Raw genomic sequence first — 13814 nt, 5'->3', positions numbered from 1 at the left:
TGTGGAACATCGACTCCTTCGACCAGTGGGGCGTCGAACTCGGCAAGGTCCTCGCCCAGCGCATCGAACCCGCCCTCACCCACGGCACCGAGGTGGCGGGCCTCGACGAGTCGACCACGGCGCTGGTCTCCACGTACCGGGAGCTGCGCGGCCGCTGAGGCACGACCGGCTCGCGACGCCGAACGGCGGACGCCGGGGAGACGCAGCCTCCGTCTCCCCGGCGTCCGCCGTGTGCGTCCCGGTCAGGCGGACGCGGGTGGGTACAGGGAGCGCGGGAGCTGCGAGGCGGCTGCCGCGTCCAGGAGCCACAGGGTGCGGGATCGGCCCCGCGCCCCGGCCGCCGGAGCCTGGATCTCGCCCGCGCCGGACAGGGCGATCGCGGCGGCCTCCGCCTTGTCCTCACCGGCCGCGAGCAGCCACACCTCACGGGCCGATCGGATCGCGGGCAGGGTCAGCGAGATCCGCGTCGGCGGTGGTTTGGGAGCCCCCCGCACGCCGACGACGGTCCGCTCCGTCTCCCGCACCGCGGGAAGTTCGGGGAAGAGCGAGGCGACGTGGGTGTCCGGGCCGACGCCCAGCATCAGGACGTCGAACTCCGGGACCGTGCCGTGGGCCTCCGGCCCGGCGGCCTTGGCCAGTTCCACCGCGTACGCCTCCGCCGCCGCCTCGACGTCGTCCCCGTGCGGGCCGTCGGACGCGGGCATCGGGTGCACCCGCGAGCGGTCCAGCGGGACGGAGTCGAGGAGAGCCGCGCGGGCCTGGGTGTCGTTGCGGTCGGGATCGCCCTCCGAGAGGAAGCGCTCGTCACCCCACCACAGGTCCAGGCGCCCCCAGTCGACGGCGTCCCGGGCGGGCTCGGAGGCGAGCGCGGCGAGCAGTCCGTTGCCGTTGCGTCCGCCGGTGAGCGCGACCGACGCGTAGCCGCGCGACGCCTGTGCGTCCACGATCCTCGTGACCAGCCGGGCCGCCGCCGCCCGGGCCATCAGATCCTTGTCGCGGTGGACGACGAGCTGCGGGGTGTTCACTCGGAGCCCGCCTTCCTCGCCGCGGTCTTCTTCGCCGGGGCCTTCTTGGCGGGCGCCTTCCGGGCCGGGGCCTTCCCGGTGGCCGACGAGCCCGAGCCGGACTTCCCGGCCGCGGACGAGGAGGCCGCCCGCCCGTCCGCCGGGGCCCCGCCGGAGGAACCCGCCTCGGCGCTCCCCGACTCCGCGTCGAGCCGGTCCACGCCGTAGCGCAGCGCCGACGCGTAGGTGTCGTCCGGGTCCAGCCGGCGCAGCTCCTCCGCCATCAGCTCGGAGGTCTCGCGGCGCTTGAGCGCCACCGCGCGATCGGGCTGCCCCTCGATGGACAGGGTGGCGAGCGAGCCGTCGGCCCGGTCCAGGACGATCGGGCCGCAGCTCGTGTCCATCCGTACCGCGGTGAGGCCCGGGCCGGCGGACAGCGAGCGCTTGACGGGCACGTCCAGCCGGTCCGCGAGCCACATCGCCAGCAGCTCGCAGCTCGGATTGAACTCCTCGCCCTCCACCTCGACCGCGGCGACGTCGCACACGACCTGGTCCAGCGCCGCGGCCAGCATCGAACGCCAGGGCGTGATGCGGGTCCACGACAGGTCGGTGTCGCCGGGGGTGTAGGCGTCGGCGCGGGCGTTCAGCTCCCGTACCGGGGACTCGGCGGCGTAGGTGTCGGTCACCCGGCGCTGGCCGAGCGCGCCGAGCGGGTCCTTGGCCGGGTCCAGCGGCGCGTTCACCGGCCACCAGACGACGACCGGGGCGTCCGGCAGCAGCAGCGGCAGGACGACCGACTGGGCGTGGTTGAGGACCTCGCCGTACAGGCGCAGCACCACCGTCTCGCCGGTGCCCGCCTCCGCCCCGAGCCGGACCTCGGCGTCGAGGCGGGACGTGGTGCGGTCGCGGGGCGAGCGCGAGACCCGTTTGATCACCACGAGAATGCGGGAGGGGTGCTCGCGGGAGGCGTCGTTGGCGGCCTTCAGGGCGTCGTAGGCGTTCTCCTCGTCGGTGACGATGACGAGGGTGAGCACCATGCCGACGGCCGGGGCGCCGATCTCCCGGCGGCCCTGCACCAGCGCCTTGTTGATCTTGCTGGCCGTGGTGTCCGTGAGATCGGTCTTCATGGGCGACGCCAGCTCCGTCCGTCTCGTTCGAGCATCTCGTCAGCCTCCACGGGGCCCCAGGTGCCCGACGCGTACTGCGCGGGCTTGCCGTGCTTGTCCCAGTACCGCTCGATCGGGTCGAGGATCCGCCAGGACAGCTCGACCTCCTCGGTGCGCGGGAAGAGGTTCGAGTCGCCGAGCAGCACGTCGAGGATCAGCCGCTCGTACGCCTCCGGGCTGGACTCGGTGAACGACTCGCCGTAGGCGAAGTCCATCGAGACGTCCCGGATCTCCATGGAGGTGCCGGGCACCTTGGAGCCGAAGCGGACCGTGACACCCTCGTCGGGCTGGACGCGGAAGACGATCGCGTTCTGGCCCAGCTCCTCCGTCGCCGTGTGGTCGAAGGGGGAGTGCGGGGCGCGCTGGAAGACGACGGCGATCTCGGTGACCCGGCGGCCGAGCCGCTTGCCGGTGCGCAGGTAGAAGGGGACGCCCGCCCAGCGGCGGTTGTCGATCTCGACCTTGATCGCGGCGAAGGTGTCGGTCTTCGACTTGGCGTCGATGCCGTCTTCCTGGAGGTAGCCGACGACCTTCTCGCCGCCCTGCCAGCCGGCCGCGTACTGGCCGCGGACGGTGTCCTTGCCCAGGTCCTTGGGCAGCCGCGCGGCGCCGAGCACCTTGGTCTTCTCGGCGGCGAGCGCGTCCGCGTCGAAGGAGGCGGGCTCCTCCATGGCGGTCAGCGCCATCAGCTGGAGCAGGTGGTTCTGGATGACGTCGCGGGCGGCGCCGATGCCGTCGTAGTAGCCGGCCCGGCCGCCGATGCCGATGTCCTCGGCCATGGTGATCTGCACGTGGTCGACGAAGGACCGGTTCCAGATCGGCTCGAACATGGTGTTGGCGAAGCGGAGCGCCAGGATGTTCTGGACGGTCTCCTTGCCGAGGTAGTGGTCGATCCGGAAGACCTGGTCCGGGGCGAACACCTCGTGCACGATCGCGTTCAGCTCCTCGGCCGACGCGAGGTCGTGGCCGAAGGGCTTCTCGATGACCGCGCGGCGCCAGGAGCCGTTCGACTGGTCGGCCAGCTTGTGCTTCTTCAGCTGCTTGATGACCACCGGGAAGGCGGACGGCGGCACGGACAGGTAGAAGGCGAAGTTGCCGCCGGTGCCCTGGGCCTTGTCCAGCTCCTCGATGGTGGAGCGCAGCCGGTCGAAGGCGTCGTCGTCGTCGAAGGTGCCCTGGACGAAGCGCATGCCCTGGACGAGCTGCTGCCAGACCTCCTCGCGGAAGGGCGTGCGCGCGTGCTCCTTGACGGCGTCGTGCACCTCCTGTGCGAAGTCCTCGTGGGCCCACTCGCGCCGGGCGAAGCCGACCAGGGAGAAGCCCGGCGGCAGCAGACCCCGGTTGGCGAGGTCGTACACCGCAGGCATCAGCTTTTTACGTGACAAATCGCCCGTGACGCCGAAGATGACCAGGCCCGACGGCCCCGCGATACGCGGGAGCCGTCGGTCTGCGGGGTCACGCAGCGGATTGCTGCTCGACAAGGTTTCAGCCCTCCGAAGGGGCGAGGCGCTTGAGCTCCGCCTCGGTCGACTTGAGCAGGTCGTTCCAGGACGCCTCGAACTTCTCGACGCCCTCGTCCTCCAGCAGCTGGACCACGTCGTCGTAGCCGATCCCGAGCTTCTCGACGGCGTCGATCTCGGCACGGGACTGCTCGTAGGTGCCGGCGATGGTGTTGCCGGTGATCCCGCCGTGGTCGTCGGCGGCCTCCAGGGTGGCCTCGGGCATGGTGTTCACCGTGTTCGGCGCGACCAGCTCGTCCACGTACAGGGTGTCCTTGTACGCCGGGTCCTTGACGCCGGTCGAGGCCCACAGCGGACGCTGCTTGTTGGCCTGCGCCCGGTCCAGCGCGGCCCAGCGGTCCGAGGAGAAGACCTCCTCGTACGCCTCGTACGCGAGACGGGCGTTCGCCAGGCCGGCCTTGCCGCGCGCAGCCTTCGCCTCGGGGGTGCCGAGCGCGTCCAGCCGCTTGTCGATCTCGGTGTCCACACGGGACACGAAGAAGGACGCCACGGAGTGGATCTTCGACAGGTCCAGGCCGCGCTCCTTGGCCTTCTCCAGGCCCGCGAGGTAGGCGTCCATGACGGCCCGGTAGCGCTCCAGCGAGAAGATCAGCGTCACGTTGACGCTGATGCCGAGGCCGATGACCTCGGTGATCGCCGGCAGACCCGCCTTGGTGGCCGGGATCTTGATGAGCGTGTTGGGGCGGTCGACGAGCCACGCGAGCTGCTTGGCCTCGGCCGTCGTCGCGTGCGTGTTGTGCGCGAGGCGCGGGTCGACCTCGATGGAGACCCGGCCGTCCTGGCCGCCCGTCGCGTCGAAGACGGGCCGCAGGATGTCGGCGGCGTCCCGGACGTCCGCCGTCGTGATCATGCGGATGGCTTCCTCGACGGTGACCCGGCGGGCCGCGAGGTCGGACAGCTGCTGGTCGTAGCCGTCGCCCTGGGAGATCGCCTTCTGGAAGATCGACGGGTTGGTGGTGACGCCCACGACGTGCTGCTGGTCGATGAGTTCCGCGAGGTTGCCGGACGTGATCCGCTTGCGGGACAGGTCGTCCAGCCAGATCGCGACGCCTTCCTCGGAGAGGCGCTTGAGTGCGTCTGTCATGGAAATTGCATCTCCTACGTGTCGTATGTCGGCGTCAGCGCTGCGCTGCCGCGATCGATTCACGGGCGGCGTCGGCGACGTGCTCGGCGGTGAAACCGAACTCCGCGAACAGCGTCTTGGCGTCCGCCGAAGCGCCGAAGTGCTCCAGCGAGACGATCCGTCCGGCGTCGCCGACGAAGCGGTGCCAGGTCAGGCCGACGCCGGCCTCCACGGACACGCGCGCCTTCACCGACGGCGGCAGGACGCTGTCCCGGTACCCCTGGTCCTGCTCGTCGAACCACTCCACGCAGGGCATGGACACGACCCGGGTGGGGACCCCCGCGGCCTGGAGCCGCTCACGGGCCTCCACGGCCACGTGCACCTCGGAGCCGGTGCCGATGAGGATGACCTCGGGCGCACCGCCCTCGGCCTCGAACAGCACGTAACCGCCCTTGGCGGCGTCCTCGTTCGCGTCGTACGTCGGTACGCCCTGGCGGGTGAGCGCCAGGCCGTGCGGCGCGCCCTTGCCGTACACCTTCGTGTAGCGCTTGAGGATCTCGCGCCAGGCGATCGTCGTCTCGTTCGCGTCCGCGGGCCGGACCACGTTCAGGCCCGGGATGGCGCGCAGCGAGGCGAGGTGCTCGACCGGCTGGTGGGTGGGACCGTCCTCGCCGAGGCCGATCGAGTCGTGCGTCCACACGTACGTGACCGGCAGGTGCATCAGGGCCGACAGCCGGACCGCGTTGCGCATGTAGTCGGAGAAGACCAGGAAGGTGCCGCCGTACACGCGCGTGTTGCCGTGCAGCGTGATGCCGTTCATCTCCGCGGCCATGGAGTGCTCGCGGATGCCGAAATGGATCGTACGGCCGTACGGGTCGGCCTCCGGGAGCGGGTTGTCCGCCGGGAGGAACGAGCTGGTCTTGTCGATCGTGGTGTTGTTCGAGCCGGCGAGGTCGGCGGAGCCGCCCCACAGCTCGGGGATGACCGGGCCGAGCGCCTGGAGCACCTTGCCGGACGCGGCGCGGGTCGCGACGCTCTTGCCCGTCTCGAACGACGGCAGGTGGTCCTCCCAGCCGGCGGGCAGCTCGGTCGCGGCGATCCGGTCGTACTCGGCGGCGCGCTCCGGGCTGGCGGTCCGCCAGGCGGCGAAGCCCTTCTCCCACTCGGCCCGGGCCTCCCGGCCGCGGTCGAGGGCCCGGCGGGTGTGCGCGAGGACCTCCTCGGCGACGTCGAAGGACGTGTCCGGGTCGAAGCCGAGGACGCGCTTGGTGGCGGCCACCTCGTCGTCGCCGAGCGCCGAGCCGTGCGCGGCCTCGGTGTTCTGCGCGTTCGGGGCGGGCCAGGCGATGATCGAGCGCATCGCGATGAACGACGGCCGGTCCGTCACCTTCTTCGCGGCCTCGACGGCGTCGAAGACGGCGTGCGGGTCGAGGTCGCCGTCCGGCTTCGGAGCGACCCGCTGGACGTGCCAGCCGTACGCCTCGTACCGCTTCACGGTGTCCTCGGAGACCGCGGTCTCCGTGTCGCCCTCGATCGAGATGTGGTTGTCGTCCCACAGCAGGATCAGGTTGCCGAGCTGCTGGTGCCCGGCCATCGAGGACGCCTCCGCGGAGATTCCCTCCTGGAGGCAGCCGTCGCCGGCGATCGCGTAGACGAAGTGGTCGAACGGGGACTCGCCCTGCGGGGCGTCCGGGTCGAACAGGCCCCGCTCGTAACGGGCGGCCATCGCCATGCCCACGGCGTTGGCGACACCCTGGCCGAGCGGACCCGTGGTGGTCTCGACGCCGGGGGTGTGGCCGTACTCCGGGTGGCCGGGCGTCCTGCTGCCCCACGTCCGGAAGGCCTCCAGGTCCGCCAGCTCCAGGCCGAACCCGGCCAGGTAGAGCTGCGTGTAGAGGGTCAGGGACGAGTGGCCCGCGGACAGCACGAAGCGGTCGCGGCCCACCCAGTCGGGGTCCGCCGGGTCGTGCCGCATCACCTTCTGGAAGAGGGTGTACGCGACGGGCGCGAGGCTCATGGCCGTACCGGGATGGCCGTTTCCGACCTTCTGTACGGCATCGGCGGCCAGGACGCGGGCGGTGTCGACGGCCCGCTGGTCCAACTCGGTCCACTCGAGGTCTGTGGTGGTCGGCTTGGTGCTCACCCTGGGTCAGGGCTCCTCTCCACATGTCATACATGTCGAATTGCCGGTGCACTGGGCGCCCCGGCCGTTGTCGAGCCTACCCCCGTAAGTACGTGCGTTTTTTCGAGTCATTCCAGACTGCCGGGACTCTTCGGGATCCGCCTCCCGACTGGTGCTTTCCGTGTTCGACACGTGAATACGGAGCCGCTCGTCCGAGTGCTCAATCGAGTGCCGGCGGGCTCTTCCGGCGGCAGCTCCCAACACGAGCGCACCCCCGCGAATGCCGGGGTCTGGGCAACGTCTACAGTGGCGTGGTACGCGCGAGCCTTTACGGGGAGTTCACAGCCCGGGGCTTGCTGGGATGTCTCTGTCAGGGGTGTGCGTGACGGCCGTCGAATCCCGTCCAGCCGGTGTGCTCGGGACGAGCAGCAGCCGGGGCCAGCGGCCAGTCGGGGCCCGTGTCAAGGCGTTCGTGGCGCTGACCAAGCCGCGGATCATCGAACTGCTGCTGATCACCACCGTTCCAGTGATGTTCCTGGCCCAGCAGGGTGTACCCGATCTGACGCTGGTGCTCCTCACCTGCCTCGGCGGCTACCTGTCCGCGGGCGGCGCCAACGCGCTGAACATGTACATCGACCGCGACATCGACGCCCTCATGGAGCGCACCTCGCAGCGCCCCCTGGTGACCGGCATGGTCAGCCCCCGGGAGTGCCTCGCCTTCGGCGTCACGCTGGCGGTGGTCTCGACGCTGCTGTTCGGCCTGACCGTCAACTGGCTGTCCGCCTGGCTGTCGCTCGGCGCGCTCCTCTTCTACGTCGTCGTCTACACGATGATCCTCAAGCGGCGCACCTCGCAGAACATCGTGTGGGGCGGCATCGCCGGCTGCCTGCCCGTGCTCATCGGCTGGTCGTCGGTCACGAACTCGATGTCGTGGGCGCCGGTCGTCCTCTTCCTCGTCATGTTCTTCTGGACGCCGCCGCACTACTGGCCGCTGTCGATGAAGGTGAGGGAGGACTACGCGCGGGTCGGCGTGCCGATGCTGCCCGTCGTCGCGAGCAACAAGGTCGTCGCCCGCCAGATCGTCGTCTACAGCTGGGTGATGGTCGCCGTCTCGCTGCTCCTGACCCCCCTCGGCTACACCGGCTGGTTCTACACCGCGGTCGCCCTGGGCGCGGGCGGGTTCTGGCTGTGGGAGGCGCACGGCCTGCAGAACCGCGCCAAGGCCGAGGTCACCGGCGGCAAGCTCAAGGAGATGCGCCTCTTCCACTGGTCGATCACCTACGTGTCGATCCTGTTCGTCGCGGTCGCGGTGGACCCCTTCCTCCGCTGACCCCCCTGCTCCGCACCGGGAGCGCTGTCCTCGTCCGACGGGCGGGGTCCGTGGCACAGGCCACGGTCCCCGCCCGTCGCCGTCCCGCCTACCCGTCGGTAGCATCCTGCTCATGGCAGACACCGAGCAGATCGACGAGACCCCCGGCACCGCCCCGGACCCCAAGGCCGAGCGGGTGGCCGCCCGGCTCGGACGGGAGATCGCCGCCTTCGCCACGGCGCACGGCGGGGCCGAGGCGCAGATCGCGTACATCGGCGAGCGCGGCGCCCGCATCGTGCTGGTCGGCGAGGACGGCTCCTGGGGCGACCTGGTGGCCCCCGGCGTCACCGTCGCCGAGAGCGCCGTGGAGAAGGCCGGCGTCACCCGGCACGAGGAGTTCGACGGCGACTTCGCCGCCAAGGTGCGGACCGGCCCCTACGAGTGGAAGCGGATGGCGGGCATCCAGCTCGGAGGGCCCTCCAACGGCTGATCCCGCCCCCGGCGCGGGCGTCCGGCGCCGCCCCGCGCCCGCGCCGGGGTGGACGCGACCAACACCTGACACCCGCTTCACCCGTTAGGACCTGAAAAGGAACGGTCCAGTCGCGGGGAGTCCGGATGATCGAAACGCCGTCCCTGGTGGACCAGTACTGCCACGGCGTACTGCGGACGGAGCTGGGCCTCGGCACGTTCGAGGCCCACCTCGCCAGAACCGAGGGGCCCCCGGCCCCCGGCACCACCTTCTTCGACACCCAGACCGGCTTCGCCGTGCGGCGCTGGTGCCCGCCGCTGCTCGGCCTGGAGCCGCACTGCACGCCGGCCCGCTATCTGGCCCGGCGCCGCGAACTCGGCGTCCTCGAATCCGGCCGCAGGCTGCTGCGCGGCAGCGGGATCACCACCTACCTCGTCGACACCGGACTGCCCGGCGACCTCGCCGGGCCCGGCGAGATGGCCCTGGCCGGAGCCGCCGGCGCGCACGAGATCGTCCGGCTGGAACCGCTGGCCGAGCAGGTCGCGGACACCTCCGGGACCGTCGAGTCCTTCCTCGCGAACCTCGCCGAGTCGGTGCACGGCGCCGCCGCCAACGCCGTCGCCTTCACCTCCGTCGCCGGAGTCCGGCACGGTCTGGCGCTCGCGCCCGAACCGCCGGGGCCCGGCGAGGTCCGCGGCGCGGCGGGCCGCTGGCTGGCCGCCCGCCGGGTGGGCGGCCAACTCGCCGATCCGGTCCTGCTCCGGCATCTGCTGTGGATCGCCGTCGCCTCGGGCCTGCCGCTGCAACTGCACGCCGGACTCGGCGAGCCCGGACTGCGCATCGACCGCACCGATCCGGTCCTGCTCACCGACTTCGCCCGCGCCACCGCCGGGCTCGGCACCGACCTGGTCCTGCTGCACGGCTACCCGTACCACCGGCACGCCGCGCACCTGTCGGGAGTCTTCCCGCACGTCTACGCCGACCTGGGGGCCGCCCTGGTCCGCACCGGTGCGCGGGCGGCGGCCGTCCTCGCCGAGATCCTCGAACTGGCGCCGTTCGGGAAGCTGCTGTTCTCCAGCGGCGCCCACGGCCTGCCCGAACTGCACGTGATCGGAGCCCGCCTCTTCCGCGAGGCGCTCGGCCGGGTCCTCGGCACCTGGGTCGCCGAGGGCGCCTGGTCGCTGTCCGACGCCCAGCGCGTCGCGGGCCTCATCGCCGCGGGCAACGCCCGGCGGGTGTACGGCGTGGAGTGATGCGGCGGCCCGGTTCCCCGCCGTGCGGTGTGCCGGCTTCGCGCAGGGGCGTCCCCCGGGTGCGGCCCGGCCGCGATCGCGCGGCGGGCGGCGGGCACGCCGCGAGAGGGGCGGCGGGTGACCGACGGGAGGCGGACGAGCTGCTCCCCGGACACCGGGCGCTCCCCGGCCGCCGCCGGGGGCACCGCGCCGCGCCGCCAGGGGGAGCCGGCGCGGTTCGCCGCTCGCCGTCCGGGGCCGCCGGGTCGAACGCACGGCGGCCACCGGGAACGGGTCGTCGGCGCGCCGCCGCTACGCGCGCGTGAGGGCCGATTCCGTCGCCGGGCCCGGGACGTCCGCCACGATCCCGGGGCGTTCGCGCAGGGCCAGCAGGACGCGCAAAACGCCGATCCACACCAGGCAGGAGCCGAGCATGTGGAGGCCGACGAGCGCCTCCGGCAGGTCGGTGAAGTACTGCACGTAGCCGATGACACCCTGGGACAGCAGGATCAGGAAGAGGTCCCGGGTGCGGTGCAGCGGGCCGCGCGGCGCGTCGACGGCCTTGAGGACGAACCAGAGGGCGAACGTCAGCGTCACCACGATCCACGCCAGCACGGCGTGCAGCTTGGCGACGTTCTCCCAGCTCACGTGCATGCGGTCCACCTCGCTGGAGTCACCCGCGTGCGGACCCGCACCGGTGACGACCGTGCCCACCGCGATCAGCAGCACGGCCGCGACGACCAGGAACCACACCAGTTGCCGCACCGCCGGGCCGACCAGCGGACGCGGCTGCGCGTCGCCCTCCCGGGCCCGCTGCCACATGAGCGCGGCGACCGTGATCAGGGCGGTGGAGAGCAGGAAGTGCGCGGCGACCGTGTAGGGGTTCAGGCCGACCAGGACGACGATGCCGCCGAGCACCGCGTTGCCCATGACGATCCAGAACTGGGCCCAGCCCAGCCGGGTCAGGCCGCGCCGCCACGGCTTCTGCGAACGGGCGGCGACGATCGCCCAGCCGACCGCCGCGCACAGCACGTACGTGAGCATCCGGTTGCCGAACTCGATGGCCCCGTGCACCCCCATCTCGCCCGTCGCCGTGAGCGAGTCGGCGGTGCACTTGGGCCAGGTCGGGCAGCCGAGGCCGGAACCGGTGAGCCGGACGGCACCGCCGGTCACCACGATGACGACCGACATGACGAGCGCGGCGAGCGCCGCGCGCCGCACGGTGCGGGTCGTCGGGGTCCAGCGGTCGGCGATGAAGGCGAGCGGGTTGCGCACCGCGCTGAGGGCGTCGGCTCGGGTCAGGTTCGGCACGCGCCCCATCGTAAAGGGCCGCTTGTGCACGCGTTCACGAGGGTCCGGTTCACGGCCGTCCACCCGATTACTCCCAGCGGAAGAACTTCCCGGCGGCGCCGAGGCCCACGACCGTCCAGACGGCCAGGATCCCGAGGTCGGCCCACGGCATCGACGCGCCGTGCCGGAGCACGTCCCGCAGCCCGTCGGAGAGCGCCGAGATCGGCAGCAGGCCCAGCACGTCCTGGACGCCGGAGGGGAACTTGTCCAAGGGCACGATCACGCCGCCGCCCACCAGGAACAGCAGGAACACCAGGTTGGCCGCGGCCAGCGTCGCCTCGGCCCTGAGGGTGCCCGCCATCAGCAGTCCGAGCCCCGAGAAGGCCGCCGTACCGAGGACCATCAGGAGCAGCACGGCGAGCGGGTTGCCGTGCGGCGACCAGCCGAGCGCGAAGGCGATCGCGGTCAGCAGGACCACCTGGAGGATCTCGGTGACCAGCACGGCCGCAGTCTTCGCGGTCATCAGGCCCCAGCGGGGGAGCGGGGACGCCGCCAGCCGCTTGAGCACCCCGTAGCGGCGCTCGAAGCCGGTGGCGATGGCCTGCCCGGTGAACGCGGTCGACATCACGGCGAGCGCGAGGATGCCCGGCGTGAGGAAGTCGACCGCCTCGCCCGTGCCGGTGTCGATGATGTCGACCTTGCTGAACAGCACCAGCAGCAGGGTCGGGATGATCACGGTGAGGAGGAGCTGCTCGCCGTTGCGCAGTAGCATCCGCGCCTCCAGCGCCGCCTGGGCGCCGATCATCCGGGGCAGCGGCGCGGCCCCGGGCCTCGGGGTGTACGTACCGGCGGTGGTCACGAACGCAGCTCCTTGCCGGTCAGTTCCAGGAAGACGTCTTCGAGGGTGTGGCGCTCCACCGAGATCTTCTCCGGCATCACACCGTGCTGGGCGCACCAGGACGTCACCGTCGCCAGCAGCTGCGGGTCGACCGTGCCGCCCACCCGGTAGGCGCCCGGCGTCAGCTCCGCCGCGGTGCAGTCCGCGGGGAGGGCCTTGAGCAGCGAGGCCAGGTCGAGTCCGGGCCGGCCGCCGAAGCGCAGGGTGTTCTCGGCGCCGCCGCGGCACAGCTCCTCCGGGGAGCCCTGGGCGATGACCCGGCCGGCGTCGATGATCGCGACGTCGTCGGCGAGCTGCTCGGCCTCGTCCATGGAGTGGGTGGTGAGGATGACGGAGACACCGTCCGAGCGCAGGTCGCGCACGAGGTCCCAGGTGGCGCGGCGGGCCTGCGGGTCGAGGCCGGCCGTCGGCTCGTCGAGGAAGACCAGCTCGGGCCGCCCGACGACGGCCAGCGCGAGCGCGAGGCGCTGCTGCTGGCCGCCCGACAGCCGCCGGTACGTCGTCCGCCCGCAGCTCCCCAGGCCGAGCCGCTCCGAGAGCGCGTCCACGTCCAGGGGGTGGGCGTGCAGTCTCGCGACGTGGCGGAGCATCTCGTCCGCGCGGGCGCCCGAGTAGACCCCGCCGGACTGGAGCATCACCCCGATACGGGTGTGCAGCTCCCGGGACTGCCTCACCGGGTCCAGGCCGAGCACCCGGACCGTGCCGGAGTCGGGCCTGCGGTAGCCCTCGCAGGTCTCCACGGTGGTCGTCTTGCCGGCTCCGTTGGGGCCGAGGACGGCGGTGACACCCGCCGAGGCCACCAGGTCGAGGCCGTCCACCGCGGTCTTCGTGCCGTACCGCTTCACCAGGGCCTGGACCTGGACCACGGGCTCGCTTCGCATGAGGAGCAAGTCTAGGGACGCCGTCGCGGCCCGGGGCCGCCGGGGGCCGGGGCGGCCCCGGCGACGAGGTCGCGCGGCCGGTGCACCGGCAGCCACCGCACCGCGTACGCCACCGCGTCGGCCACCGGGAACAGCCGTGCCGCCGCCGCGCCCACGGTGCCCCGCACGACCGGCCGGTCCCGCTCGAAGTCGGCGCCCAGTTCCGCGAAGCCCTCGGAGGTGATCGACACCTCGCGGACGGTCACCCACCCCGCGGCGGACGGGCGGCCGACCTCGACGACCGGCGAGGGCACCCGGTACTCGGCCAGGTGGAAGCTGGTGCAGGTGGCGTAGCCCGCGCCGAGCAGCAGGACCCGGGCGCCGGCGGACTCCAGCCGGGCCAGCGGACTGCGCTCGCCGAGCCGGCAGTCGGGCGCGTGGCCGTCGACGACGGCGGCAGCGCCCGCGCCCAGCGCGGCGAACGAGGTCTCCGGGTGGGCGCTGCGCAGGGCGCCGGGCCAGGTGCGGACGGTCTCCGGCAGCACCCCGACGCCGCGGGAGGGCGTCACCCGGGGGTCGTAGGCGGGCATGGTCGCCCTGATCTCGGGCCACCACTCCCGGGGCACGGGCGGGTTGCCCCACAGCGCCGGGTCGGAGAGGTCGCCCGACTGCGTCGGCACCACCAGCGTGCCGGCCGGGCCGAGGACGTCGAGCAGCGCCTGCACGACGGCGACGGGTCCGCCGTTGACCCATCCGAGGGAACGCAGCGAGGAGTGCACGAGGAGCGTCTCGCCCGCGCGCACGCCCAGCGTGCGCAGCTCCGCGGCCAGGCTGCCGCGGGTGACGAGTGGGCCGGTCGGAGGCGGTGTCGACATGGTTCG

At 72.4% G+C, this 13814-nt stretch carries 13 protein-coding genes; 4 read left to right on the top strand and 9 right to left on the bottom strand.

Annotated elements, in window-relative coordinates:
• The coding region (locus ACGFS9_RS23960; RefSeq protein ID WP_393256008.1) for a hypothetical protein at positions 1 to 158 on the top strand (158 nt) is incomplete at its 5' end.
• An 84-nt stretch (positions 159 to 242) separates the two neighbouring features.
• Here the strand turns inward: ACGFS9_RS23960 and pgl are convergent.
• The 5 genes from pgl to tkt are packed head-to-tail and all read right to left on the bottom strand — an operon-like array spanning position 243 to position 6896.
• Positions 243 to 1025 carry a 6-phosphogluconolactonase gene (pgl, locus tag ACGFS9_RS23955; protein WP_393255997.1) on the bottom strand — a complete coding sequence of 261 codons (783 nt, stop codon included), beginning with the start codon at positions 1023 to 1025 and terminating at the stop codon, positions 243 to 245.
• Entirely contained in the window at positions 1022 to 2131 is a 1110-nt protein-coding gene (opcA, locus tag ACGFS9_RS23950; RefSeq protein ID WP_393255995.1) for a glucose-6-phosphate dehydrogenase assembly protein OpcA, read from the bottom strand. The genes pgl and opcA overlap by 4 nt, the downstream gene beginning before the upstream one ends.
• A complete protein-coding gene (gene zwf / locus ACGFS9_RS23945) occupies positions 2128 to 3651 on the bottom strand; it encodes a glucose-6-phosphate dehydrogenase (RefSeq protein WP_393255994.1) in 1524 nt (507 codons plus the stop codon). Before zwf ends, opcA begins: the two co-directional genes overlap by 4 nt.
• A 4-nt stretch (positions 3652 to 3655) precedes the next feature.
• Positions 3656 to 4774: a transaldolase gene (gene tal / locus ACGFS9_RS23940; RefSeq protein ID WP_393255992.1), complete on the bottom strand. Its 1119-nt coding sequence runs from the start codon at positions 4772 to 4774 to the stop codon at positions 3656 to 3658.
• 34 nt (positions 4775 to 4808) lie between these two features.
• On the bottom strand, positions 4809 to 6896 hold the full coding sequence (tkt, locus tag ACGFS9_RS23935; RefSeq protein WP_393255990.1) for a transketolase: 2088 nt from the start codon (positions 6894 to 6896) through the stop codon (positions 4809 to 4811).
• Between the two features lie 355 nt (positions 6897 to 7251).
• Between tkt and ACGFS9_RS23930 the strand changes: the two genes are divergently transcribed.
• The 3 genes from ACGFS9_RS23930 (at position 7252) to ACGFS9_RS23920 (ending at position 9906) form a co-directional block, all read left to right on the top strand.
• The gene (locus ACGFS9_RS23930) at positions 7252 to 8205 is read left to right on the top strand and encodes a heme o synthase (RefSeq protein ID WP_393256007.1); all 954 of its coding nucleotides are present in this window, start codon (positions 7252 to 7254) and stop codon (positions 8203 to 8205) included.
• 112 nt (positions 8206 to 8317) lie between these two features.
• On the top strand, positions 8318 to 8674 hold the full coding sequence (locus ACGFS9_RS23925) for a hypothetical protein (protein WP_393255988.1): 357 nt from the start codon (positions 8318 to 8320) through the stop codon (positions 8672 to 8674).
• Positions 8675 to 8799: 125 nt separating this feature from the next.
• Positions 8800 to 9906 (top strand): amidohydrolase family protein, encoded by a 1107-nt coding sequence (locus tag ACGFS9_RS23920; RefSeq protein ID WP_393255986.1) that lies wholly within the window; start codon positions 8800 to 8802, stop codon positions 9904 to 9906.
• 291 nt (positions 9907 to 10197) lie between these two features.
• Here ACGFS9_RS23920 and ACGFS9_RS23915 read toward each other — a convergent pair whose 3' ends face one another.
• The 4 genes from ACGFS9_RS23915 to ACGFS9_RS23900 are packed head-to-tail and all read right to left on the bottom strand — an operon-like array spanning position 10198 to position 13808.
• On the bottom strand, positions 10198 to 11205 hold the full coding sequence (locus ACGFS9_RS23915; RefSeq protein WP_393255984.1) for a heme A synthase: 1008 nt from the start codon (positions 11203 to 11205) through the stop codon (positions 10198 to 10200).
• 58 nt (positions 11206 to 11263) lie between these two features.
• Positions 11264 to 11980: an ABC transporter permease gene (locus tag ACGFS9_RS23910; RefSeq protein WP_393256005.1), complete on the bottom strand. Its 717-nt coding sequence runs from the start codon at positions 11978 to 11980 to the stop codon at positions 11264 to 11266.
• A 50-nt stretch (positions 11981 to 12030) separates the two neighbouring features.
• Positions 12031 to 12954: an ABC transporter ATP-binding protein gene (locus ACGFS9_RS23905; protein ID WP_393255983.1), complete on the bottom strand. Its 924-nt coding sequence runs from the start codon at positions 12952 to 12954 to the stop codon at positions 12031 to 12033.
• Positions 12955 to 12965: 11 nt separating this feature from the next.
• The gene (locus ACGFS9_RS23900; protein WP_393255982.1) at positions 12966 to 13808 is read right to left on the bottom strand and encodes an aminoglycoside N(3)-acetyltransferase; all 843 of its coding nucleotides are present in this window, start codon (positions 13806 to 13808) and stop codon (positions 12966 to 12968) included.
• Positions 13809 to 13814 lie beyond the last annotated feature (6 nt).

The organism is Streptomyces sp. NPDC048566, from assembly GCF_043199735.1.
Taxonomy (GTDB): Bacteria; Actinomycetota; Actinomycetes; order Streptomycetales; family Streptomycetaceae; genus Streptomyces.
The sequence above is the reverse complement of the archived record's forward strand: the minus strand, read 5'-3'. Positions and strand labels throughout refer to the sequence as shown.